Origin of the sequence: Flavobacterium frigidum (assembly GCF_048286735.1) — a bacterium.
GTDB lineage: Bacteria > Bacteroidota > Bacteroidia > Flavobacteriales > Flavobacteriaceae > Flavobacterium.
Genome location: NZ_JBLVPU010000007.1, coordinates 32,069 through 55,219, shown reverse-complemented (window position 1 = coordinate 55,219; position 23,151 = coordinate 32,069). Strand labels below are relative to the sequence as shown.

Genomic DNA, 23,151 nt, shown 5'->3' with positions numbered 1-23,151 from the left:
TAGTGGAATTATCGTTTCGCATCAAGTTTTCGTTAAGCCGATAATCAATGGTTACAAATTTTCAGCCATCTCAAAGTGGCAAAACATTGACATTAAACACCTCAAATATCGAATAAAATATGAACTACATTAGCGAAATAGAAAATATTCTAGTGAATAAAGAAAATTTTATGCAAATAGAATATCAGAAAACAGAAAATGGTGATCAAATAATATTCACTCCAAAAAATCATCAAACAGCAGTTCTAATACTCGTTCATGTTTTGCCTTTTTTCTTATTGTACTTTTATATTAAAGACGGTTTAAAATCCGAACAAATACTTTATTTCTTCGGTATACTAATTTTTCAATACGTGATTGCCTATAAATATTTCGAAAAATTGAATAAAGTAATTATTGATTTTAAAATTAAAGAAGTCAAGATTGAAAACAATTCTATGATTAGGAAAATTTATGATAAAAAGGCTATAAATTTTAAAGATATAAATTGCATTGAAGCTAAATATTCAAATAAGCATCAAGATAAATTCATATTAAAAACTACTAAAGAAGTTGAACATTATATGTTTGCAGGAAGTACAATAATGTTTAATGGTAGAGAATACACAAAAAAAGTTGCTAATAATCTAACATATTTAATCAAATTACAGAAAATATAATAGCTACTGCCAAAAGTTAGAGTTCTTCGTTTCCTGCGTCGCACGAACAATGAAGACGCTGTTGAACGCTACAGATTATATGCAGTAAACACTTAAGGATTTATCGAAATCCTTTTAAAAGAATAACAAAATGCATGTGAGTCTCTATTTATATGCGGTAAAATCAAGATGGTTTTTACGTGTTTTCCTTCACATTTGGACATAAATCTAAAATTTTACTAAGTCTCCCAACTTCAATATCGATATACAAAAGCCGAAAGCTAGTATTTTCAAATTCGGATTTAGGTGTACTACCTTAATACTATTTTCCGGTATAGTTAGGGCAACCAAAACACTTTCTATCCAAATTAAATTGATAGGTCAAAGAAAGTTCATAGATACCACCAGTTTTTCCAATTTTGGATGTATTAAAATCATAAGCGAGTCCCAATCGTAAATGATTGTATTGCAACCCCGTAAAAAGATTGACAGAGGTAAGCAACTGGTTATTAAAACCATTTTTAGCAGGATTTGTTACGGCAGTTGCCCCAAAAAACATTTTTTCGAATAAAATAGAAGCCCCAATATCAAGTCGGTTATAGCGGCCTTGTTGCATGTAATTTGAAATTACAAACATTTAAGTAGTGTACGGAAAAAATTTCATGTCGATAAATTTTTTAGCTTCTAATAGTGATGTGTCAAAAACCTAAAAAAACGCATTGCCCCTATTTTCTACTCTTTATAAAATTCCCTATTTTTGCAATCTAAAATTTTAGTCATGCCAAATAAAAAGTACAAAATAGCGGTCATTCAATTGAATCTTAATGATATTGCCGAAAACAACTTGAAAAAATGCATCAGTTGGGTTCGTGATGCCGCAAAATTGGGAGCCGAAGTGATTTCGTTACCGGAATTATACAGCAGTCATTATTTTTGTCAAAGCGAAGATGTAGATAATTTTGCTTTGGCAGAGCCTTTATATAGTACTTCGTTTATTGCTTTTAGCGCTTTGGCAAAAGAATTAGGTGTGGTTATTATTGTTCCTTTCTTCGAAAAAAGAATGGCAGGAATTTACCACAATAGCGCGTACATAATCGATACCGATGGATCAGAAGCGGGATTGTACCGTAAAATGCACATTCCGGATGATCCTCATTTTTATGAAAAATTCTATTTTACACCTGGTGATTTAGGTTTTAAAACCATTCCAACTAAAAAAGGAAAAATAGGAACCTTAATTTGTTGGGATCAATGGTACCCAGAAGCAGCTCGTTTGACTGCTTTGCAAGGTGCTGAAGTCTTGTTTTACCCAACAGCAATTGGATGGCATCCTCAAGAAAAAGAACAATATGGAGAAAATCAGCATGGTGCTTGGATGAGTGTCATGAAAGGTCATGCCGTGGCAAACGGTGTATACGTTGCAGCAGCAAACCGTATTGGTGTAGAACAATACTTACCAGATACGGCGGGAATTCAGTTTTGGGGATCTTCCTTTATTGCGGGACCACAAGGTGAAATTTTGGCGCAAGCCTCACACGACAAAGAGGAAATTCTGATTGCTGAAGTAGATTTAGACTTACAAGAAAATGTGCGTCAGAACTGGCCTTTCTTTAGAGATAGAAGAATAGATGCTTTTGGAGATATTACAAAAAGAGCGATTGACTAATTTGTCTTTCGAAAATTAAAAAATCCCTGCTGAAAAATAATTCTTAGCAGGGATTTTTGTTTAAAGAAAACGTATAAATCTAATTCAAATCTGGTTGGAATATTTTAACGACACCATCGCCTTCACTGCTCACTACGATCAAACTTCTTTTGGTAGGACTTTTCGAAGCTGGAATAAAAAGTAAGCCCTCAGGCGCATCGCCCGTTTTAAAAGTCTGTAAAAATTTTGGAGCAGCAGGATTCGAAACATCATATACCATAACCGCATCAGCTCTTTCTAAACCGACGAAAAGAATCGTCTTGTCGCCCATTTTAGTTACCACAACTGATTCTGGCTCTACAGATTTATCATCACTTCTAGCATCATCATATATACCCAATTCTTGTGCTTTCTTGTCTAATTCATTTTTACTGTCGAATACAATCTCTCCAGTGTTTCCATTCCAAATGGAGAAAGAACGGGCTCCAAAAGAAACTAATTCATCAAAATCACCATCACCATCCGTATCACCCATTTTTGTATTGATATTCAATCTACCCATACTTGCCTCAACTTTTAAAGCTGCAGCATTAGGGAATACTATTGGATCAAGCACAACAGTAGAACTACTGATTCTTTTTACATCAACAAAACCAGTATACTCTCTAGCATCTCCTTCATTTGCAGTTACAAAATAAGGGATTTTATTAATTTCAAAATTAGTTATAGCATCCGGCTGAAACATTCCTTTGAGTTTCCATGCAGTAGCCAAGACACTACCATCTTTATCGCTGATATCAATAGCATTTTCGGCAAGATTGTAGTTTTTATAGCCTAACGGAAAAATATTCGTAATCGTTTTGGTTGCCAAATCAATTTTAGCCACTCCGTTATTCTCCTGTAAAGTAACCCAAGCCGTTTTAGAATCCGCAGATATCGTAATATATTCCGGTTCAATATCAGAAGCAAAATTATTAGTTGGACTTGCAATTCTGAATCCTTTCGTTTTCAACGTACTTAATTGATTGCTAAAACTTTCGAAACTTAAAGTCGTTACTGCATAATTAGCATTAACGGCAATAATAGATACAGAACCGTCCGGATCTATTGAATATGTATCATTTGGTTCTCCTTCATTAGCAGTCATGATGAAATTTCCGTCTGGAGAAAAAGTAATCATATCCGGCAAAGCACCAACCGTAATTTCTTTGATGACACTGTAATTAGCCGTATCAAAAACAACTACTTTTCCAGGATCTTGCTTATTAGGTTTTGCTTCTAATGCCACTGCTAATTTACCATTATAAGTCGCCACACTATTTGAAGTTCCATTGAACGGAGTTAAATCGATACTTGTTACAAATACTGGACTGGACGGATTCGATAAATCGATAACATCAATCCTATTCGTATTACTGTTATTTACAGTAAATAACTTTTTAGAAACTTCATCATATGCACTTATTTCAGCTGCTCCAGCGCCACCGATTGTAATGGAACCAATTTCTTTGAAAGTGGCAGCGTTTTCATTTACAACTAACTCAGGAGATTCCTCTTTATTAGAGTCATTTTCGCAACTTAATAAAATCATAATTGCAGCTAATAGTGTAATACCATATTTTTTCATAAGTATATTTTTTTTCCAAAAATAACTAGCCGAAGCCCAACAAAAATTAACTCAATATTATATAATCATTACCAAAACTATTCTTATAAATTTATAGAATGTCTGAAATGAATGGTTGCCAACTATTTTAAAATCCTACTGAATGTTTATATTTGCAGTCTTTATAATTAGAAACGCTGTATGACTACAAATAATAGAAGATTTCCCGCCGAATGGGAAAAGCAACAAGGAATGTTACTGTGTTTTCCGCACAACGGTAAGGATTGGCCAGGAAAATACGAAGCGATTCAATGGGCTTTTGTAGAATTTATTAAAAAAGTAGCCACTTTCGAGCAAGTATTTTTAGTAGTTGCCGATGAAAACCAAAAAGAAAAAGTAAATACGATGCTGGAAACAGCTCATGTTGCGCTAACCAATGTTTCTTACATCATTCATAAAACCAATAGAAGTTGGATGCGTGATTCGGGTCCGATTATTGTAAAAAACGGAACCGAAAGAGAAGCTTTGAACTTTAATTTTAATGGTTGGGCCAAATATAAAAACATTCAATTAGACAAATTTGTTCCTGCCAAAGTGGGCGAATTCTTAAATATTCCTTTGACGCAAGTTATGTACAAAGGAAAACCGGTAATTGTAGAAGGTGGTGCGATTGACACTAACGGTCGTGGAACTTTATTGACATCAGAAGAATGCTTGATGCATCCTGATATTCAAGTTCGGAATCCAAATTTTACCAAAGCAGATTACGAAGCCGTTTTCAAGGAATACCTCGGAATTACCAATGTGATTTGGCTAGGCGACGGAATTGAAGGTGACGATACTCACGGTCATATTGATGATTTATGCCGATTTGTAAACGAAGATACGATTGTGACTATTGTAGAAACAGATCCAAAGGATCATAACTACAAACCATTACAAGACAATTTAAAACGCTTGCAAAACGCCAAACTGGAAAATGGAAAATCACCGGTAATCGTGGTTTTACCGATGCCAAAACGTTTGGAATTTGACGGCTTACGATTGCCAGCCAGTTATGCCAATTTCCTGATTTTGAACAATTGTGTTTTGGTTCCTACTTTTAACGACAGTAATGACCGAAAAGCGTTGAACATCCTTGCAGAATGTTTTCCGGATAGAGAAATAATCGGGATCAGCGCTACTGATTTAATTTGGGGATTTGGAACTTTGCATTGCTTAAGCCAACAAATTCCAGAATAGATTTAGAAAAAAAGTAAAAAAAAAGACTTGTAGAATAATTTTCTACAAGTCTTTTTTCATATCTATAATACCTGTTTATTTATCTCTTGTAAACGGTATTTTCTTTCCGTCAGGAACCAACATTTCAAACCCACTTAAACTTTCATTAAACTCAAAGGTAAGTCCAGCTTGTTTTGATTCAAATTTGTTTTTGCCAACTGATTCTGCTGAAAAACTTGGATAGCCTGTAATCAAAACATTCAAGGTACCGTTTTTCTCTGAAAGCGTAATTTTAATTGGAGCCATAACTGTCGAGAAGGTACCAAGATAACCATCTAAGATGACATCTTTTTCAATCGTGTCTTTGTCATCTTTCCACACGTTATTTGCTGTATTACTATCCGGTAAAACATGGTCTGGATCTAATGTAATACTTGCAATTTCCTCAGTCGAATTGTGCTTGAAAGACCACACTTTATTTTTTTGCCATACTTCTACAGGCAAAGTAACTCGGGTTATTTTACCACTTTTCGTTTTTACGTCTAAACTTACTGGCATAGCCATTTTTTCGAAATTTTCAATCGTAATTACTACACCTTGTTTGGGATCATTTTTTACATATTTGATTCCATTAATACCTTGGTCTAAACGCCAGTTGTATTGAAACCAACCTCTCCAAAACCAACTCAAATCCTCACCTGCAACATTTTCAATTGTTCTGAAGAAATCGTCTGGTTGCGGATGTTTGTATGCCCAACGCTCAATGTAAGTTCTTAGAGCTAAATCAAAACGCTCTTTACCAAGTACTTGCTCTCTTAAAATAACTAATCCTGAACTTGGCTTCGAATACGCCAATAGTCCAATGTTTTTCTCCTTCATATTATCTGGAGAACTCATGATCGTTTCAAGATTTGGGCTCGTATATACTTCTGCTCTTTGCTGCATATCCGCTTTTGGTTCTTTATACTCACCATTATTAAAATCAAGGGAACTCAATGAATTAATAAACGTATTAAAACCTTCATCCATCCAAGCAAACAATCTTTCATTAGAACCCACTATCATAGGAAACCAAATGTGACCAAATTCATGATCTGTAACTCCCCATAAATCTGCTCCTTTAGACTCCCAACTGCAAAAAACGATTCCAGGATATTCCATTCCGCCCTCGTTTCCAGCCACGTTAGTAGCTGCAGGATAAGGATATTCAAACCATCTTTTAGAATAATTTTCTATCGAAGCTTTAGTATATTCGGTAGAACGACCCCAAGCAGCGTTACCTGCACTTTCTACTGGATAAACTGAAATAGCTAATGATTTTTTACCGCTTGGTAAATTAATTTTTGCAGCGTCTAAAATAAATGATGCAGAAGAAGACCATGAAAAATCACGAGAATTCTTGATTTTATAATTCCACGTTTTTGTAGTTGTAGCTGCATTTTTTGATGAAACGGCTACTTCTTCAGCAGTACGTATAAAAACCGTTTTGTCACTTTGTTTAGCTTGAGCCAATCTACCTTGTTCAACAGTTGAATAAACAGCTGTAGGATTTATTAATTCACCTGAACCCACCACTACATGATTAGCAGGCGCTGTAATACTTACATCAAAATCTCCATATTCTAAGTAAAATTCTGAAGCTCCTAAATATGGATTGGTATTCCAGCCTCGTACATCATCATACACGCACATACGCGGATACCATTGTGCAATAGTAAATATTTTACCGTTTTTAGTTTCTAAAATACCCATTCTATCTGAACCTTCGTAAGGAGCTATAAACGAAAAATCAATTTTAATTTTTACCAAACCGCCTTTTGCGTTTAATCCTTGCGGAAGAAAAACCTGCATTCTAGTATCTGTTATTAGGTACTTGGCATCGACTTCGGTAGATTTTCCGTTTGCGGTGGCAATTACTTTTACAGATTTAATTTTGTGACCGCCATCAAAAACTTGACCTCTTGCCCCATTTCGACTGCCAGTTAAAGGCACTAAAGCGTTTCCACGCGAATCTGCACTAAATAAATTTTGATCTAAATTCATCCAAACAAAAGCCATTTTATCAGGACTGTTATTTGTGTATGTAATAATTCCTGTTCCAGAAATTTCGTTGTTTTTTTCATCTAGTTTAGCCGTCAATTGATAATCAGCTCTGTTTTGCCAATATTCGGCACCCGGCTGACCACTTGCTGAACGAGTACTTGTTCCATTTTTAGAATAAAAATGTGTAGCAAAAGCATCGTGATAATCATACTTTGAAACTGCAGTATTAGCAGAATTTGTTGGGGTTTGTTGCGCCCAAACAGACGCAACTCCGAATAATAAAGTCAAATGTAATAAGACTCCGAAGCGAATATTTTTCATTTTTATAAAATTTATATCACAAATAAATGAAAAAAAAGAGGATTTTGAGCTATTTTAAAAATAGATTTTAATCAAAACAATAAAATCTTGGTGCGGTAGAATCAGAATTAAAAATTATAAAATATATTTACAATAAAATTTAACTTCAAATACCTCTTGTGATAACTACACTGAAAAACAATACGCTTACCGCGCAAATTCAACATTTAGGAGCTGAATTGATTTCATTAAAATCGAATCAAGGGAAAGAATACATTTGGGAGGGAAATCCTGAATTTTGGGGAAAACATTCTCCAGTTTTATTTCCAATTGTTGGCACTTTAAAAAACAATACTTTTCATCATAACGAAAAAAACTACCACTTGTCTAGGCATGGATTTGCTAGAGAAATGGAATTTCAATTAATTGATTCGACAGAAAATAGCGCAACTTTCTCTATTCAATCTTCTGAAGAAACATTAAAAGTATATCCTTTTGAATTTGAATTGCATTTGATTTACACCTTGGAAGAAATGACCTTATCAATAGCTTATCAAGTTATTAACATGGGGTCATCAAAAATGCCTTTTTCTATTGGTGCGCATCCTGCTTTTGCTTTACCAAACAAATTTGAAAACTATGCTGTTGCTTTCGATTCAGATGAATCTTTGGAATATTACCTTTTGGAGAATAATTTAATTTCGAATAAAACGAAGAAATTAGACCTTCAGAATAAACAAATTCCACTGACGTATGAATTGTTTAAAAACGACGCTTTGATTTTTAAATCAATACAATCTAAATCGTTGACTATTTTAGAAAATGAAAATCCAATTTTAAGAGTACATTTTGAGGATTTTCCAAGTTTAGGAATTTGGACAAAAATGAACGCGCCCTTTATTTGTATTGAACCTTGGTTTGGCTACTCTGACACCAAAGAAAATTCTGGAAATTTATTTGAAAAAGAAGGCATTCAAGTTTTAGAATCCAATGCAACTTTCCATTCAAAATTCAGTATTGAAATCCTTTAATTAAAAAATGCAAATATGTTAACTATAAATTTCAATCCATTTCCAAATTTAGAAACCGAACGCCTGCTTTTAAGAAGAGTAGATTCTAATGACATAAAGGAGATTTTCGCCTTGCGATCCAATCCAGAAACGATGACGTACATACCAAGGCCTTTGGTAAAAACCGATGAAGAAGCTTTAGCACACATTGCCATGATAGATGGCAAAATAGACAGTAATGAAGGGATAAATTGGGCGATTACTTTGAAAGATAATGCAAAATTAATTGGGATAATTGGTCATTATATGATCAAGCCAGAACACTATCGTGCAGAGATTGGATATATGTTACTCCCGGAATACCATGGAAAAGGAATTGTAACTGAAGCAGTGAAAGAAGTGGTTAAATACGGATTTGAGGTGATGAAATTACATTCTATCGAGGCTGTCCTTGACCCTGAAAATTATGGATCTGCAAAGGTTTTAGAAAAAAATGGCTTTGTAAAAGAAGCGCATTTAAAAGAAAATAGTTTTTTTGAAGGACGGTTTTTAGACACTCTAATTTATTGTATTCTAAATAAATAGTTTCCACACTAGCATCTATTTAATATCTTAACATACGTTAAAACATACACGAAGCACAAAAACTTAAAACTAAACAAAACATTAAGCGCTACATTTGCGTTTCTTTTAAACTCCGTAAAACATTAAAAGTACGATTTTACAACCTATGAAAAAATTATTCATCCTTTCTTTTGCTCTAAGCTCTATGCTATTGACTGCACAAACCTACATAAAAGCAAATGCTTTTACAACAATTTTGACGCTACCCAATATAGGTATCGAAACGAGCATTGGAGAAAAATCGACGTTACAAGTTGATGTGCTAGCGTCGTTTTGGAAATCAGTAAACGGTAAACCTCGGGAATTTTACACGTTCACGCCTGAATATCGATACCATTTCAAAGAAAAGCATAATGGCTTTTATGCAGGTGCACACATTGGGGCAAGTATTTATAATTTTCAAAAATGGAACTATCTAAATACAGATCTATATGAAAAGGGTTTTGGATACTTTATCGGTTCAACAATTGGTTATCAAGTGAAAATAAATGAGAAATTTATGTTGGATTGTTTTTTAGGAGGTGGCTGGCATCAAGGATACTATAAAGGTTATTATATCAGTACAGGAGAGCGTTATGAAACTGTAAAAAACTATAATAAAAGTGGCGAATGGTTGCCATATCGTGGAGGCGTAATGGTCTCTTATAAATTAAACTAAACGTTTTGAACGAACTTTGACTGTGATTTAAGGTATAACTCCTCAACTTGTTTTCGAGCCCAATCCGTTTTGCGTAGAAAAGTTAAACTAGATTTTACGCTTGGATTAGCAGTGAAACACTTAATTTTAATGAGTTCCCCTAAAGTGTCAAACCCATAATGTGCTACTAATTGTTCTACTATTTTTTGAAGTGTAATACCGTGAAGCGGATCTTTTGATTTTAAATTTTCCATTTTGTAAAGATATAAAATCAGTAAATACTAATTTTTTAAAATTCATTTTTATGAAAAAACTACTTTTGATATTCGCTTTTTTCGTTTTCCAATTGAATTTTGGACAACAAAAAGCAACTACTTATTACTTCATTCGACATACTGAAAAAGTAGATAATTCTCAAAATCCAGACTTGTCCGAAAAAGGTTTAGAAAGAGCCAAACTTTGGAACGAGATATTTGCTGAAATTAATTTTGATCAAATATATGCTACTGATTATAAGAGAACAGTTCAAACTGCTCATGTTACTGCTGCTACAAAAAAAATAGAAATCAAACTATACAATCCTAAAAACATCATTAAAAATGATTTCCTTAAAGAAACTGTAGGCAAAACAATTCTTATTGTTGGACACAGTAATACTACTCCAAATTTTGTCAATCAAATAATCAACCAAAATATATATACAGATATTCCTGATAGCACTTTTGGAAATCTTTATATTGTGACTATAATAGGCGATGTGATTACGCACCAACTCTTGAAATTGCCCTAAACCGTTGCTAAATCTTTAATTTTTGTTACCTTTGTATTATGCTAAAAACTGTAAACATATTCAATAAGAGAGCTAAATTCGACTATGAAATAATTGAAACATTCAATGCTGGAATTGTATTAGCAGGTACGGAAATAAAATCCATTCGATTGGGAAAAGCGAATATCACTGAGAGCTTTTGTGAATTCAGCAACAGCGAACTTTTTGCAATAAATACATATATTGAAGAATATACTTTTGGAAACCAATTCAACCACAAAGCGAGAAGCGAACGAAAATTGCTTTTGAAAAAAAAGGAATTGAAAGGGCTACTAAAAAGTGTTCAAGCCAAAGGTCTTACCATAGTTCCTTTGAAATTGTTTACCAATGAAAAAGGGTTGGCAAAACTACAAATTGGTCTTTGCAAAGGAAAGAAAACCTACGACAAACGCGAATCCCTTAAAGAACAAGACACAAAACGCGATCTAGACCGAATCAAAAAATCATTTTAAATTGAAAAAAGAATGAATTAAATTTTTTTATTTGTCAAAAAATGACTAAATTTGTCAAGACAATATAAAACATATTTAAAATGAAAACACTTCTCAAAAATGCAAGAGAACAAAAAGGGCTCAAAACCAGAGAAGTGGCGCAACTTTTAGGAATTGACCAAGCTTTAATAAGCAAGTTTGAAAGTGGCACTAGAAAACCCACTCGAGAACAGGTGGTCAAGCTTGCGGCTCTTCTAGAAATAGATCTAGAGACCATCATGGTTGCTTGGCTGAAAGAAAAAATACTTTACGAAATAGGTCAAGATGAGTTTGCACTTAAAGCATTATTGGTCGCAGAGCAGGAAATTAGATATCAAAGCAAACCCACAAAGAAAAAAATATCAGTAACACTTCAGAAAATTTTAGATGAAATAGATACTTTAAAGACACAACTAGATGGGTTTCGCCAGTTTGATAGCTACAGGATCGCACAAGCATTAGAGCTAGAATATACGTTTGAAAGTAATCGCATCGAGGGAAATACAATGACTTTGCGCGAAACAGATTTGGTTATCAATGAAGGTTTAACGATTTCCGGAAAAAGTATGCGGGAACATCTAGAAGTCATTAATCATCAAGAAGCAATTGCTTACATCAAAGATTTAATGCAAAAAAATAGTTCTATAAATGAACGCGAAGTACTGTCTATACACAATCTAATTTTGAGAGGAATTCAACCCGAAGATGCTGGACGTTATAGAAAAGTTCAAGTAATGATCCAAGGTAGCAGTCACATGCCACCCCAACCTTTTTTGGTAGCTAAGGAAATGGAAGATTTCTATATTTGGTATGAAACTAATAAATCAACACTACATCCGATAGTTTTGGCTGCCGAAATGCATGAACGTTTGGTTACTATTCATCCCTTTATTGATGGCAATGGTAGGACTTCGCGCTTAGTCATGAACTTGATTTTATTGCAACATGGCTACATCATTGCTAATATCAAAGGGGATTATGAAAGTAGAATGCGCTATTATCAAACACTGGAAACCGCACAAACTAAAAACAATAAAGAAGATTTTTTACTATTCATCGCCCAAATAGAGAAAGAAAGTCTAGAACGCTATTTGAGTATTATTGGTCAATAAAATCCATCTTCTGCTCCCTTCCCTTTGGGAAGGGCTGGGGATGGGATTTTAGTTTTTATCTTCTAATAATGGAACAAATCGAAATTCTCCAAACTCATGTTTTTCAAATTGAGTTTCATTTTTTCGAATAAGTAACGTCATTATTTGAACATCTTCTCCTAAAGGAATAACAAGCCTACCACCTATTTTTAATTGCGCCATCAACGGCTGAGGAATAAACGGCGCTCCTGCTGTAACTATAATACTATCAAATGGAGCATAACTTGGCAAGCCCTTGTAACCATCACCAAAAGAAAGATGTTTGGGACGAATATTCAATTTTGGAAATAATATTGAAGTTTGTTTGAACAATTCTTTCTGTCTTTCAATACTATAAACCTTAGCACCTAATAAGCACAAAACGGCAGTTTGATATCCTGAACCTGTTCCGATTTCTAAAACTTTATGCTCTTTTTTTACCTCTAATAGTTGAGATTGAAAAGCAACAGTGTAAGGTTGCGAAATTGTTTGGCCTGCGCCAATGGGAAACGCTTTGTCTTGATAGGCGTAATCTTCAAAACTGGAATTCAAAAATAAGTGTCTTGGGATTTTTTTTATAGCATCCAAAACATTTTTATCGACAATCCCTTTTTGCTCTAAAACGTTTACTAATTGATTGCGAAGTCCTTGATGCTTGGCTGTATCTTTCAAAATTTACTATTTTATTTTGGTAAAAATAGCAAAGAATTTCTGATTTCAAATGTTAGATTTTAAAATTAAATTTAACGGAATAATTGTCTCATATCGATAATAGATTAATCATTTTATTGCTATTTTTGTAAAAATTACATCGTTATGCTGAAAATTGGAGTATTAGGTGCTGGTCATCTAGGAAAAATACATTTGCGTTTATTACAACAATCTGATCAATACGAATTGGTTGGTTTTTATGATCCCAATCAAGAAAATGCAGAAAAGGTTTCGAAAGAATTTGGATACAAACATTTTAGTACCATCGCCACTCTTATTCACGCAGTAGATGTAATTGATATTGTAACACCAACGCTTTCTCATTATAAATGTGCAAAAGTTGCAATTAAATCAGGCAAACACGTTTTTATCGAAAAACCCATTTCAAATACCGTTGAAGAAGCTGAAGAAATTATCGCTTTAGCCAATGAATACAATGTAAAAGGGCAAGTAGGTCATGTGGAGCGTTTCAATCCAGCATTTATCGCTACAAAAAACATGATTGAAAACCCAATGTTTATTGAAGCACACCGTCTGGCTGAATTTAATCCTCGTGGAACCGATGTTCCTGTAGTTTTAGATTTGATGATTCATGATATTGATGCTATTTTGAGTGTTGTTAAGTCTAAAGTAAAAAATATTAGTGCCAGCGGCGTTTCGGTTATTAGTGACACACCAGATATTGCAAATGCTAGAATTGAATTCGAAAATGGTTGCGTAGCTAATTTAACAGCAAGCCGAATTTCGATGAAAAACATGCGTAAATCTCGTTTTTTCCAAAAAGACGCTTACATTTCAGTGGATTTCTTGGAAAAGAAATGTGAAGTGGTAAAAATGAAAGATGCTCCGGAAGTTCCTGGCGATTTTGATATGATTTTACAAAATGCCGAAGGTGTAAAAAAACAAATTTACTTCTCGAATCCAGATGTAGAACAAAACAATGCCATTCTGGATGAACTAGAATCGTTTGCCGATGCTATCAATACTAACTCAACTCCAACAGTGACTTTAGATCAAGCTACAGAAGCACTTCGCGTAGCCTATCAAATTATTGATTGTTTTAAGAGATAATCTTTCCATTTTAAACTTTAAAATATTTAAATCCAAAATAAATAATGAAGACAATAGCCGTAATCGGAGCAGGAACAATGGGTAATGGAATTGCTCATACTTTTGCACAAAGTGGTTTTACCGTAAAATTAATAGATGTTTCTGAGCAATCTTTAGATAAAGGTATGGCTACTATTGCCGCAAATTTAGATCGAATGATCGCAAAGGGAACGATCACCGAGGAAGATAAAGCCAAAACAATAACTAACATAATAACCTATACCGATATAAAAGATGGTGTTGTAGGTGTCGATTTAGTGGTTGAAGCAGCTACTGAAAACGTAGAATTAAAGCTAAATATTTTCAAGCAATTGAATGATGCTTGTTCTCATGATACCATTTTAGCAACCAATACGTCTTCCATTTCTATTACTCAAATTGGGGCTGTTGTGGCACATCCAGAACGTGTTATCGGAATGCATTTTATGAATCCAGTGCCAATTATGAAACTGGTAGAAATCATTCGTGGGTACAATACTAGTGCTGAAGTGACAAAAACCATCATGACACTCTCAGAGAAACTGGGAAAAACACCTGTTGAAGTAAATGATTATCCTGGTTTTGTTGCTAATAGAATTTTGATGCCGATGATTAATGAAGCAATCGAAACATTATACAACAAAGTAGCTGGAGTTTATGAAATTGATACCGTAATGAAATTAGGAATGGGTCAACCTATGGGGCCATTACAATTAGCTGATTTTATTGGGCTTGATGTGTGTCTAGCTATTTTAAATGTGATGTATGATGGGTTTAAAAATCCAAAATATGCCCCTTGCCCATTATTAGTAAATATGGTTCGAGCAGGAAAAATGGGAGTTAAATCTGGTGAAGGTTTCTATGATTATTCTGAAAGTAAAAAAGCCGAGAAGATTTCTAAACAATTTATATAGTCTCAATGTTTAAAAGTCGAAAGTCTTAAAGTCCGTTTCTTTAGACATTCGACTTTAAGACTTTAAGACTTCTGACATAATTATGGCTAAAATAGTTCCTTTTAAAGCAGTGAGACCTACGCGTGACAAAGTTTGTCTCGTAACGTGTAGATCTTATGAAGAATACGTAAATGCAGAGCTTGCAGCGCAATTAGATTTTAATCCGCTGTCTTTTTTACACATTCTAAAACCCGCGTATACCAATCAAGAAAGCGTATCTTTTGAGAAACGATACCGACAGGTACATCAAAAATATGAAGATTTCAAAAATGAGGTCATTTTGGTAAAAGATAAAAAACCAGCCTTATACATTCATAAAATTGTGACCAAAACACAATCATTTACAGGGATTATTGCCGGAACAAGTGTAGCTGATTATTGCAATAATATCATAAAAAAACACGAAGATATTATTGCATTCCGTGTGCGATTACTCAAAGACTACATGAAATATTCAAGGTTCAATACCGAACCGGTTTTGATGACGTATCCAGATAATAAAACCATTGAGAACTGGATTTTTAACTGTACTCAAAAATTAGCGGATTTTGAATTTTCGACGACCAAAAAGGAAATTCATTACTTATGGAAAATTGAAGATACCTTAGAAATAAATTGGCTTCAGAACATTTTCGAAAAAACGGAAAGTCTTTATATTGCAGATGGACATCATCGAACTGAAGCTCTTAAATTGCTGTCAGAAGAAAATAAGGGTGCTGAAAATCAAGCAACAAATCATATTCTTAGTTATTTAATTGCTGAGAATAATGTAAAAATATATGAATTCAATCGCTTGGTAAAAGACTTAAACGGACTATCAAAAGAGGATTTTTTAATAGCACTTGCAAAGGATTTTACTGTAAACAACAAATTACAGCAACCATTTCAGCCAACGGAAAAGCATCAATTTGGGATGTATCTTGATACTGAATTCTATAGTTTAGATTTAAAATCTAAAAATGAAAATTTTGATACTGCCTTAGACAGTTTAGACACTCAGATTCTTTATAAAAAAGTATTACTTCCTATTCTTGCAATCGAAGATTTACGTAACGATGAACGAATCGAGTATCTCTCTGGAAAGCAATCTGTGCAAGAAGTAAAAAATAAAATAGATCAAGGAGAATTTGAAATTGGTTTTATTATGTTTCCTTCTAATATAAGTGAGATAAAAGCTTTAGCCGACGCTAATCTTATCATGCCGCCAAAAAGTACCTATATTGAACCTAAATTTAGAAGCGGATTAGTGGTTTACGAACTTTAAAAATAATGCTACTATTAAAAAAATAAAAATATTTAAAAATGTCAATAGCTCAAAATTTACTTAATATACTTACATCTTTACCGCAAAATGTTACTCTTGTTGCCGTTTCTAAAACAAAACCAATTCCTGACTTGATGCAAGCTTATGAAGCCAGTCAACGCATTTTTGGAGAAAATAAAATTCAGGAAATGGCAGAGAAATGGGAAGCTATGCCTAAGGACATTCAATGGCACATGATAGGTCATGTTCAGACCAATAAAGTAAAATCTATGGCTCCGTTTGTAAGCTTAATTCATGGAGTCGAAAGTTTTAAATTACTACAAGAAATTAATAAACAAGCGCTAAAAAACAACCGAGTAATAGACTGCTTACTTCAAATTTACATAGCCAAGGAAGATACTAAATTTGGACTTGATCAAGCTGAACTAGATGAAATACTAGCATCAAATGAATTTCAATTTCTGAAAAACATTCGCGTGGTCGGTTTAATGGGAATGGCAACTTTTACAGACAATAACGACCAAATAAAAAATGAATTCACCTATTTGAAATCAATTTTCGACAAAACAAAAAAACTGAAAATTGAAAATTGTCAACTAGAAATTATCTCCATGGGAATGTCAGGCGATTACCAATTAGCAATAGAATGTGGTAGTACCATGGTTCGTATAGGAAGTAGTATCTTTGGAGGAAGATAAATTTCAATGGCAATGGCAATTTCAATAAAAAAATAAAAGCAAATGGAAGTTAACGAACCCAATTTTGATAAAATCTACAATTTTGAAGACCGTTTAGTTAGATTTGCAGGTGAATGCATTTTTTTTGTTAGAAAATTAGAAAAGTCTTATGAGATTGATTATTACAAAAATCAACTGATACGATCCTCTGGAAGTTCCTCCTTAAATTATGGAGAAGCTCAAGGAACGATAACAAATAAAGATTTTATTTTTAAAGTTTCTCTTTCCGTCAAGGAGCTCAAAGAGTCTAGAAATTCATTAAAAGTTCTAGATTATATAAAAGCAGGAGATTTAGAAGAAAGAAAGTGGCTTTTAACAGAAGTTGAAGAACTAATAGCTATCGCTTCAAAAATGATAAACAATAAAAAATAATTCAATTACAATTACAATTGCAATACCAATATTCAATTTTTTAAAATTGACTTTTAAAATTGCTATTGCTATTGATTTTTGACATTGACATTGAAAATGTACGCAATACTAGACATAGAAACCACTGGAGGACAGTTCAACGAAGAGGGAATCACTGAAATCGCTATCTATAAATTTGATGGTCATGAAATAGTGGATCAATTCATCAGTTTAGTTAATCCTGAAATCCCAATTCAACCTTTTGTAGTCAAACTTACTGGCATCAACAATACCATGTTGCAGGGTGCTCCCAAGTTTTTTGAGGTTGCAAAACGCATCATCGAAATGACCAATGACTGTATTGTTGTGGCTCATAACGCATCTTTTGATTACAGAATCCTACGAACTGAGTTCAGACGATTAGGGTACGATTTTGAAGCACGAACGCTCTGCACCGTAGAATTATCAAAAAAATTATTGCCAGAACAGCCTTCCCACAGCCTAGGAAAACTAGTTCGCGCACTTGGCATCCCAATGGCAGATAGACATAGAGCCAGCGGAGACGCACTAGCTACAGTCAAATTGTTTAAAATTCTTTTAGAAAAAGATTTAGAGAAAGAGATTGTTAAGGATTTTATAAAGCTAGAAATTGAGAAAGGAATTACGCCAAAATTATTGGATATCGTGGCTAGCCTACCTGCAAAAACAGGAATCTATTACATCCACAACGAAAAAGGAAAACTGATTTATATTGGCAAAAGCCGAAACATCAAAAAGCGAATTAACCAGCATTTTACTGGGACAACTACAAAGTGCAAGAAAATACAAGATGAAGTATTTACAGTTACCTATGATGAAACAGGTAGTGAATTGATCGCCTTACTCAAAGAAAGTGAGGAAATAAAAATCAATAAACCAATTTATAACAGAGCACAACGAAAAAGTATTTTTCAACTCGCTTTATATGCCGAGAAAGATGAAAAGGGCTATCTTAACCTAAAATTACAGAAAGCAGACGGTCGAAAAAAAGAAATCACCTCTTTTACTTCCATCCAAGAAGGAAAAAACGCCCTGTTTAGAATAACGTCTCATTATCAATTATGCCAAAAATTGACAGGCTTGTATGTCACTAAAACCAACTGTTTTCAATATACTATAAAAGAGTGTGATGGTGCCTGTATTGGAGCAGTATCATCAGAAGAATACAACGCTAGAGTACAAAATTTCATCGATAAAAATAGTTTCGAAAACCAAAATATGCTGCTTATCGATAAGGGAAGAACCATCAGCGAACGATCAGTTGTTATGATCGAAAACGGCATCTATAAAGGATTTGCCTTTTACGATTTAAATTACCAAATCAATAATATAGAGATCCTCCGTAACATTATCATCCCAATGCAAAATAATCGTGACACAAAAAACATCATTCAAGGTCATGTACGAAGAAACAAAACGCTGAAAATAATAAAATTTTAAAAGTCTAATTTAATTTGTAGCTATTCCAGCTGTGCACTGCAACTCCTCATTATTCCAGTTGTTTTTCTAGGGCATAAAAGGAACTTCCTTTGGTCGTTCTTTTAAACCCATAAAAACTAACTTTCATAATTCCGGGGTTTTCGCTACCATCTGGGCTAAAAAAAATGAAATACTTAATCACTATTATCGGACCAACAGCCATCGGGAAAACTTCCTTAAGTATCGTTTTGGCTAATTACTTCAAATGCGAAATCATTTCCTGCGACAGTAGACAGTTTTTCAAGGAAATGACAATTGGGACAGCAGTGCCAAGCAAATCAGAGCTTGAAAGTGTAAAACACCATTTTATCCAGAACAAATCTATTTTTGAAAACTATACAGTAGGTGATTTCGAAAAAGAAGCAATTACAAAACTAGACGAATTATTTTTAACAAATGATTATGCCATAGTAGTAGGTGGATCAGGTTTGTATGTAGACGCCATTTTAAAAGGTTTTGATGAATTTCCAGAAATAGAAGCTTCAGTTCGCACTACTATAAACACTAATTACGAAAAACTGGGCATCGGATATTTACAACAAAACCTCGAAGTACTAGACCCTAATTATTATAAAACACTATCCATCGAAAATCCACAAACCTTGCAAAATCCGCAACGCATGATGCGTTTTGTAGAAGTATGTGTAGGTTCCGGAAAACCATATTCTTCCTTTATAAATCAAAAACAAAACAGTCGCAGCTTTACACCTATTTTAATTGGTCTGGAAGCCGACAGAAAAATAATTTATAACCGAATCAATCATCGCGTAGACCTCATGATAAATGACGGACTTCTAGCTGAAGCAAAAACGTTATTCCCAAATAAAGAGCTGAATGCACTGCTAACGGTAGGTTACAGAGAACTATTCAGTTATTTTGATAGAGAAATTTCATTAGAATTTGCTATCGAAGAAATAAAGAAAAACACCAGACGATTTTCTAAACGCCAACTGACCTGGTTTAAAAGAAATGAAAATACAAAATGGTTTGATTTTGAAACGCCTTATGAAACTGTTATTGCATACATTAATTCAAAGAAATAATCCATAATTTCTATACCTACAATTCAAATTTATAATTTATAATTCATAATTCTCAACATGCCTATCTCTCCAAATTTCACCTCAATTTTAAGCAAAGACTGGGAAATCAACTTTACACAATGTACCCCAAATGGCTATTTAAAATTCACGGATCTGTGTAATATTTTGCAGTTAACAGCGGCAGCACATTCAGAAGTTGGTGGCATCAGTTTTACAGACATGCAGGAATTCGACCAAGCATGGGTTTTGAGCCGAATGCGTGTTGAAATCTCTAAATTACCAAAATGGGGAGATACTGTAACCGTAAAAACATGGATCAACTCCTTAGAGAACTCGCGTTCCGTTCGGGCATTGGAAATGCATGTAAATGGAGAAAAAATTGTGGGTTCTGAAACTTTTTGGGCAGTTTTTAACACAAAAAAACGTCGGCCAGAAGGGTTGGCTTTACCGTATGAACATTTTGAATTATATCCTGAAAAAAGAGCAACACTAAATGGTTTTTCTAAAATAAACTTCAACAATGAGAAGGAAATCCTTTTTGAAAAAATAGTATTCCTATCTGATTTAGATATTGTAAACCATGTCAATAATGTCAAATACCTAGAATGGTGTTTGGATTTGATTGATGAAAATATAATATTAAATCAAAAAATTGAAAGTTTTGAAATGAACTTTTTAAAAGAATTATCCCTGAAAGACAAAGTGATAATTCATGAAAGTATTTCCAAAACTGAAACGGTTTTTAGCATCACAAAAGAGGATAAGACCTGTTTTGCTCTACAATTGAACTGGAGATAGCACAATTTCATTTGGAATTTTTCCGAAAACTTTCTGCTACAAAATAAAAGTACTTTATTCTACAAAGTCCTAGCCCTGATAGCAGTGAAAATCCTTTTTTCTCGTTTCTTTAAGGAGAAAAAAGATTGAAACGAATAGCAGGAAATGGCTTCAAAAAAAAGCCTCAATTTCTTGAGGCTTATATCTATTTATTGTGCTACTTTATTCTTAACCACTAATCTAAATCCTTCTCCGTGAATGTTCAAAATTTCAACATCTTCATCCAGTTTTAGATATTTTCTCAACTTAGCGATGTAAACATCCATACTTCTAGATGTAAAATAGTTGTCATCTCTCCAGATTTTTGTCAATGCTAACTCTCTTGGCATCAAATCATTTTCGTGAAGAATCAACATTTTCAATAATTCATTCTCTTTTGGAGATAATTTTATTGGTTCTTCAGTACTAAAAGTTAAAAAACGTAGTTTAGAATTCAAATGAAATTTACCAATATTAAATTCAAATTGAACTTGTTCCGCTTTTGTATCAGATGCTTTTCTTTGAATTATTGCTTTAATTTTCATAAGCAAAACTTCAGAGTCAAAAGGTTTATTCAAGTAATCATCAGCACCAGCTTTATATCCTTTAAGCACATCTTCTTTCATTGATTTTGCTGTCAAAAATATAATTGGAACTTCATTATTTTTCTCTCTAATTTCTTTTGCTAAGGTATAACCGTCTTTATACGGCATCATTACATCCAGAATACATAAGTCATACGTATCCTTTTTGAACTTTTCAAATCCTTCCATCCCATTCTTTGCCAAGGTTACATCAAAATCATTTAGCATTAAATAATCTTTTAAAACCGCACCAAAATTTAAGTCATCTTCAACTAAAAGTATTTTTTTATTTACATTTTCCATATACTAATTTATTAATGGTAATTTTATTATGAAGGTACTTCCCTTTCCCTTTTCACTTTCTACGTATACTTGACCATTATGGTCTTCAACAATTCTCTTCACGTAAGCTAGACCTAAACCATGTCCTTTTACATTATGAATATCTCCCGTATGCTCTCTGTAAAATTTTTCAAAAATTCTTTTTTGAGCTATTTTACTCATACCTAGACCACTATCTTTTACTTTGATAATAATCATGTCTTTTACGTTCTCGGTAAAAATTTCAATTTCGGGAACATTAGGAGAATACTTGATAGCATTTTCTAAAATATTCACAATCACATTCGTAAAATGAACGTCATTAATTAAAACTGTTGTTCTAATGGCTTTAAAGTAGCAGGTTATTGTCCCTTGCCTATCTTCTAAAATTAAATTCACGTGATCTATTGCATCTTCAATAGTTTCATGAATGTTATTTGATTCTTTGGTTATATCTAACTCTTTCTTTTCTAATTTTGAGATTCGCAATACGTTTTCTACTTGAGCATGCATGCGTTTATTTTCATCTTTAATCATCTGAAGGTATCTTAAAACCTTCTCCTTGTCATCTATTATCTTTGGATTCTTTATCGCATCCAAGGCTAAATTTATTGTTGCAATTGGTGTTTTAAATTCATGAGTCATATTATTTATAAAATCATTCTTGATTTCAGAAATCTGACGCTGACGAATTAATTGATTCAATGCACTTGTATACGCAATCAAAATAATTAATGTAAAAACAATAGAAAGCACAGTAATACTAACAAGTTCCGACAATAAAAATTTCTTTTTTAAAGGAAAAGTGACCAATAATTGGTATTTACTATTTCCTTCATTATCCGTAAAAATTGGAATGGTATACGTAGCATCTTTATCGTATTCAAAATCGCTAGACTTAATATTCGTTGCTAAATTGCCACTATAAATACCAAATTCAAATTTTGTTTCGATGCCATACTCTTCTAATTCTTTTTTAATTAATTTTTGCAAAACCTCAGTAGAAACACGTTCTTCCAGAGGCATTGCTGATAAAACATCCTTAGCCGAAATTTCAAAAAGAGCGTTATCCAAAATATCTAAATTTCCGGACTTCTCAATCCTAACGTCTGGTATCAAACTCTGATTAACACCAGATTTATCCAGATTATTATTGTTGTAAACTTCGGTTACCCGTTTGGAACTAAAATTTTTAAATTTTTCACTATCAAATTTTTTATTAAGAAACGTTGGCGAAATATTATAGTCTTCAGAAATAATACTGTTAGAGTATATTATTGTTTTATTAGTTCGTGAATTTTTTTGAACATAATAAAACTCTAAAATATCATCCTTTTTTGGAACTTTCCCCGTACTATCCTTGTAATGGTTTATTTTATCATAAAAATTATACGACTCTTGTTTCTGAAGTTTATCTGCCACATTACCAATGATTTGCGTAACATGGAATTTAAACTGCTCATCATTATTTTTGAAAGAAGTATTAAACCAATACACTTGAACAAGAATTATCCCTATTAGGGATAGACTCATTAATACAACAAGTAATTTAAAAAAAAATTTATTCATTGAAACAAATTTAGTATTTTAACGATATATTAAATAATACAT

24 protein-coding genes are annotated in these 23,151 nt (G+C 33.2%); 17 read left to right on the top strand and 7 right to left on the bottom strand.

Annotated features, from left to right (window positions below; translation table 11 throughout):
- Window positions 1–119: 119 nt before the first annotated feature.
- Entirely contained in the window at window positions 120–659 is a 540-nt protein-coding gene (locus ACNQGO_RS06055; protein ID WP_417984679.1) for a hypothetical protein, read from the top strand.
- Window positions 660–960: 301 nt separating this feature from the next.
- On the opposite strand, the gene ACNQGO_RS06050 is transcribed toward ACNQGO_RS06055, so the two are convergent.
- Complete coding sequence (locus tag ACNQGO_RS06050) at window positions 961–1,275, bottom strand: type IX secretion system membrane protein PorP/SprF (RefSeq protein WP_417984678.1); 315 nt, start codon at window positions 1,273–1,275, stop codon at window positions 961–963.
- A 141-nt stretch (window positions 1,276–1,416) separates the two neighbouring features.
- On the opposite strand from ACNQGO_RS06050, the gene ACNQGO_RS06045 reads away from it, so the two are divergent.
- On the top strand, window positions 1,417–2,304 hold the full coding sequence (locus tag ACNQGO_RS06045) for a carbon-nitrogen hydrolase (protein WP_417967923.1): 888 nt from the start codon (window positions 1,417–1,419) through the stop codon (window positions 2,302–2,304).
- Window positions 2,305–2,383: 79 nt separating this feature from the next.
- On the opposite strand, the gene ACNQGO_RS06040 is transcribed toward ACNQGO_RS06045, so the two are convergent.
- Window positions 2,384–3,910, bottom strand: coding sequence for a choice-of-anchor I family protein (locus tag ACNQGO_RS06040; protein WP_417984677.1), 1,527 nt, complete (start codon window positions 3,908–3,910; stop codon window positions 2,384–2,386).
- A 180-nt stretch (window positions 3,911–4,090) separates the two neighbouring features.
- Between ACNQGO_RS06040 and ACNQGO_RS06035 the strand changes: the two genes are divergently transcribed.
- Entirely contained in the window at window positions 4,091–5,131 is a 1,041-nt protein-coding gene (locus ACNQGO_RS06035; protein WP_417984676.1) for an agmatine deiminase family protein, read from the top strand.
- A gap of 75 nt (window positions 5,132–5,206) precedes the next feature.
- Here the strand turns inward: ACNQGO_RS06035 and ACNQGO_RS06030 are convergent, their stop codons facing one another.
- The gene (locus ACNQGO_RS06030; protein WP_417984675.1) at window positions 5,207–7,474 is read right to left on the bottom strand and encodes a M1 family metallopeptidase; all 2,268 of its coding nucleotides are present in this window, start codon (window positions 7,472–7,474) and stop codon (window positions 5,207–5,209) included.
- 158 nt (window positions 7,475–7,632) lie between these two features.
- On the opposite strand from ACNQGO_RS06030, the gene ACNQGO_RS06025 reads away from it, so the two are divergent.
- From ACNQGO_RS06025 to ACNQGO_RS06015, 3 genes are all read left to right on the top strand, one after another.
- Window positions 7,633–8,484: an aldose 1-epimerase family protein gene (locus ACNQGO_RS06025; protein WP_417984674.1), complete on the top strand. Its 852-nt coding sequence runs from the start codon at window positions 7,633–7,635 to the stop codon at window positions 8,482–8,484.
- Window positions 8,485–8,499: 15 nt separating this feature from the next.
- Window positions 8,500–9,048, top strand: a complete 549-nt coding sequence (locus ACNQGO_RS06020) for a GNAT family N-acetyltransferase (protein WP_417984673.1) — start codon at window positions 8,500–8,502, stop codon at window positions 9,046–9,048.
- A gap of 145 nt (window positions 9,049–9,193) precedes the next feature.
- Window positions 9,194–9,745: a DUF3575 domain-containing protein gene (locus ACNQGO_RS06015; RefSeq protein ID WP_417984672.1), complete on the top strand. Its 552-nt coding sequence runs from the start codon at window positions 9,194–9,196 to the stop codon at window positions 9,743–9,745.
- On the opposite strand, the gene ACNQGO_RS06010 is transcribed toward ACNQGO_RS06015, so the two are convergent.
- Window positions 9,742–9,978 carry a VF530 family protein gene (locus tag ACNQGO_RS06010; RefSeq protein WP_417967905.1) on the bottom strand — a complete coding sequence of 79 codons (237 nt, stop codon included), beginning with the start codon at window positions 9,976–9,978 and terminating at the stop codon, window positions 9,742–9,744. The genes ACNQGO_RS06015 and ACNQGO_RS06010 overlap by 4 nt on opposite strands.
- A 50-nt stretch (window positions 9,979–10,028) precedes the next feature.
- On the opposite strand from ACNQGO_RS06010, the gene ACNQGO_RS06005 reads away from it, so the two are divergent.
- The 3 genes from ACNQGO_RS06005 to ACNQGO_RS05995 all read left to right on the top strand — a co-directional run bounded on the left by ACNQGO_RS06005 (window position 10,029) and on the right by ACNQGO_RS05995 (window position 12,135).
- Window positions 10,029–10,514 carry a phosphoglycerate mutase family protein gene (locus ACNQGO_RS06005; RefSeq protein ID WP_417984671.1) on the top strand — a complete coding sequence of 162 codons (486 nt, stop codon included), beginning with the start codon at window positions 10,029–10,031 and terminating at the stop codon, window positions 10,512–10,514.
- A 38-nt stretch (window positions 10,515–10,552) separates the two neighbouring features.
- Entirely contained in the window at window positions 10,553–11,005 is a 453-nt protein-coding gene (smpB, locus tag ACNQGO_RS06000) for an SsrA-binding protein SmpB (RefSeq protein WP_309760254.1), read from the top strand.
- Between the two features lie 80 nt (window positions 11,006–11,085).
- Window positions 11,086–12,135 (top strand): Fic family protein, encoded by a 1,050-nt coding sequence (locus tag ACNQGO_RS05995; RefSeq protein WP_417984670.1) that lies wholly within the window; start codon window positions 11,086–11,088, stop codon window positions 12,133–12,135.
- Window positions 12,136–12,183: 48 nt separating this feature from the next.
- On the opposite strand, the gene ACNQGO_RS05990 is transcribed toward ACNQGO_RS05995, so the two are convergent.
- Window positions 12,184–12,825 (bottom strand): protein-L-isoaspartate(D-aspartate) O-methyltransferase, encoded by a 642-nt coding sequence (locus tag ACNQGO_RS05990; RefSeq protein ID WP_417948269.1) that lies wholly within the window; start codon window positions 12,823–12,825, stop codon window positions 12,184–12,186.
- Window positions 12,826–12,969: 144 nt separating this feature from the next.
- Between ACNQGO_RS05990 and ACNQGO_RS05985 the strand changes: the two genes are divergently transcribed.
- From ACNQGO_RS05985 to ACNQGO_RS05950, 8 genes are all read left to right on the top strand, one after another.
- A complete protein-coding gene (locus tag ACNQGO_RS05985; protein WP_417967897.1) occupies window positions 12,970–13,935 on the top strand; it encodes a Gfo/Idh/MocA family oxidoreductase in 966 nt (321 codons plus the stop codon).
- A gap of 44 nt (window positions 13,936–13,979) precedes the next feature.
- Window positions 13,980–14,867 carry a 3-hydroxyacyl-CoA dehydrogenase family protein gene (locus ACNQGO_RS05980; RefSeq protein WP_417984669.1) on the top strand — a complete coding sequence of 296 codons (888 nt, stop codon included), beginning with the start codon at window positions 13,980–13,982 and terminating at the stop codon, window positions 14,865–14,867.
- An 82-nt stretch (window positions 14,868–14,949) separates the two neighbouring features.
- Complete coding sequence (locus ACNQGO_RS05975) at window positions 14,950–16,170, top strand: DUF1015 domain-containing protein (protein ID WP_417984668.1); 1,221 nt, start codon at window positions 14,950–14,952, stop codon at window positions 16,168–16,170.
- Between the two features lie 38 nt (window positions 16,171–16,208).
- Entirely contained in the window at window positions 16,209–16,868 is a 660-nt protein-coding gene (locus tag ACNQGO_RS05970; protein ID WP_417984667.1) for a YggS family pyridoxal phosphate-dependent enzyme, read from the top strand.
- 42 nt (window positions 16,869–16,910) lie between these two features.
- Window positions 16,911–17,279, top strand: coding sequence for a four helix bundle protein (locus ACNQGO_RS05965; protein ID WP_417947124.1), 369 nt, complete (start codon window positions 16,911–16,913; stop codon window positions 17,277–17,279).
- Between the two features lie 96 nt (window positions 17,280–17,375).
- Window positions 17,376–18,737 carry an exonuclease domain-containing protein gene (locus ACNQGO_RS05960; RefSeq protein ID WP_417984666.1) on the top strand — a complete coding sequence of 454 codons (1,362 nt, stop codon included), beginning with the start codon at window positions 17,376–17,378 and terminating at the stop codon, window positions 18,735–18,737.
- Window positions 18,738–18,901: 164 nt separating this feature from the next.
- Window positions 18,902–19,819, top strand: coding sequence for a tRNA (adenosine(37)-N6)-dimethylallyltransferase MiaA (gene miaA / locus ACNQGO_RS05955; RefSeq protein WP_417984665.1), 918 nt, complete (start codon window positions 18,902–18,904; stop codon window positions 19,817–19,819).
- A gap of 57 nt (window positions 19,820–19,876) precedes the next feature.
- Complete coding sequence (locus tag ACNQGO_RS05950; protein ID WP_417984664.1) at window positions 19,877–20,617, top strand: acyl-[acyl-carrier-protein] thioesterase; 741 nt, start codon at window positions 19,877–19,879, stop codon at window positions 20,615–20,617.
- A gap of 188 nt (window positions 20,618–20,805) precedes the next feature.
- On the opposite strand, the gene ACNQGO_RS05945 is transcribed toward ACNQGO_RS05950, so the two are convergent.
- Window positions 20,806–21,522 (bottom strand): response regulator transcription factor, encoded by a 717-nt coding sequence (locus ACNQGO_RS05945; RefSeq protein WP_309759815.1) that lies wholly within the window; start codon window positions 21,520–21,522, stop codon window positions 20,806–20,808.
- 3 nt (window positions 21,523–21,525) lie between these two features.
- Window positions 21,526–23,109 (bottom strand): sensor histidine kinase, encoded by a 1,584-nt coding sequence (locus tag ACNQGO_RS05940; RefSeq protein ID WP_417984663.1) that lies wholly within the window; start codon window positions 23,107–23,109, stop codon window positions 21,526–21,528.
- Window positions 23,110–23,151: the final 42 nt, after the last annotated feature.

What these genes read in the sequence shown, in the direction of transcription:
- ACNQGO_RS06055 (WP_417984679.1), top strand. Translation starts at nt 120, where the DNA reads ATGAACTACATTAGCGAAATAGAAAATATTCTAGTGAATAAAGAAAAT.
- ACNQGO_RS06050 (WP_417984678.1), bottom strand. Translation starts at nt 1,275, where the DNA reads ATGTTTGTAATTTCAAATTACATGCAACAAGGCCGCTATAACCGACTT.
- ACNQGO_RS06045 (WP_417967923.1), top strand. Translation starts at nt 1,417, where the DNA reads ATGCCAAATAAAAAGTACAAAATAGCGGTCATTCAATTGAATCTTAAT.
- ACNQGO_RS06040 (WP_417984677.1), bottom strand. Translation starts at nt 3,910, where the DNA reads ATGAAAAAATATGGTATTACACTATTAGCTGCAATTATGATTTTATTA.
- ACNQGO_RS06035 (WP_417984676.1), top strand. Translation starts at nt 4,091, where the DNA reads ATGACTACAAATAATAGAAGATTTCCCGCCGAATGGGAAAAGCAACAA.
- ACNQGO_RS06030 (WP_417984675.1), bottom strand. Translation starts at nt 7,474, where the DNA reads ATGAAAAATATTCGCTTCGGAGTCTTATTACATTTGACTTTATTATTC.
- ACNQGO_RS06020 (WP_417984673.1), top strand. Translation starts at nt 8,500, where the DNA reads ATGTTAACTATAAATTTCAATCCATTTCCAAATTTAGAAACCGAACGC.
- ACNQGO_RS06015 (WP_417984672.1), top strand. Translation starts at nt 9,194, where the DNA reads ATGAAAAAATTATTCATCCTTTCTTTTGCTCTAAGCTCTATGCTATTG.
- ACNQGO_RS06010 (WP_417967905.1), bottom strand. Translation starts at nt 9,978, where the DNA reads ATGGAAAATTTAAAATCAAAAGATCCGCTTCACGGTATTACACTTCAA.
- ACNQGO_RS06005 (WP_417984671.1), top strand. Translation starts at nt 10,029, where the DNA reads ATGAAAAAACTACTTTTGATATTCGCTTTTTTCGTTTTCCAATTGAAT.
- smpB (WP_309760254.1), top strand. Translation starts at nt 10,553, where the DNA reads ATGCTAAAAACTGTAAACATATTCAATAAGAGAGCTAAATTCGACTAT.
- ACNQGO_RS05995 (WP_417984670.1), top strand. Translation starts at nt 11,086, where the DNA reads ATGAAAACACTTCTCAAAAATGCAAGAGAACAAAAAGGGCTCAAAACC.
- ACNQGO_RS05985 (WP_417967897.1), top strand. Translation starts at nt 12,970, where the DNA reads ATGCTGAAAATTGGAGTATTAGGTGCTGGTCATCTAGGAAAAATACAT.
- ACNQGO_RS05980 (WP_417984669.1), top strand. Translation starts at nt 13,980, where the DNA reads ATGAAGACAATAGCCGTAATCGGAGCAGGAACAATGGGTAATGGAATT.
- ACNQGO_RS05975 (WP_417984668.1), top strand. Translation starts at nt 14,950, where the DNA reads ATGGCTAAAATAGTTCCTTTTAAAGCAGTGAGACCTACGCGTGACAAA.
- ACNQGO_RS05970 (WP_417984667.1), top strand. Translation starts at nt 16,209, where the DNA reads ATGTCAATAGCTCAAAATTTACTTAATATACTTACATCTTTACCGCAA.
- ACNQGO_RS05965 (WP_417947124.1), top strand. Translation starts at nt 16,911, where the DNA reads ATGGAAGTTAACGAACCCAATTTTGATAAAATCTACAATTTTGAAGAC.
- ACNQGO_RS05960 (WP_417984666.1), top strand. Translation starts at nt 17,376, where the DNA reads ATGTACGCAATACTAGACATAGAAACCACTGGAGGACAGTTCAACGAA.
- miaA (WP_417984665.1), top strand. Translation starts at nt 18,902, where the DNA reads ATGAAATACTTAATCACTATTATCGGACCAACAGCCATCGGGAAAACT.
- ACNQGO_RS05950 (WP_417984664.1), top strand. Translation starts at nt 19,877, where the DNA reads ATGCCTATCTCTCCAAATTTCACCTCAATTTTAAGCAAAGACTGGGAA.
- ACNQGO_RS05945 (WP_309759815.1), bottom strand. Translation starts at nt 21,522, where the DNA reads ATGGAAAATGTAAATAAAAAAATACTTTTAGTTGAAGATGACTTAAAT.
- ACNQGO_RS05940 (WP_417984663.1), bottom strand. Translation starts at nt 23,109, where the DNA reads ATGAATAAATTTTTTTTTAAATTACTTGTTGTATTAATGAGTCTATCC.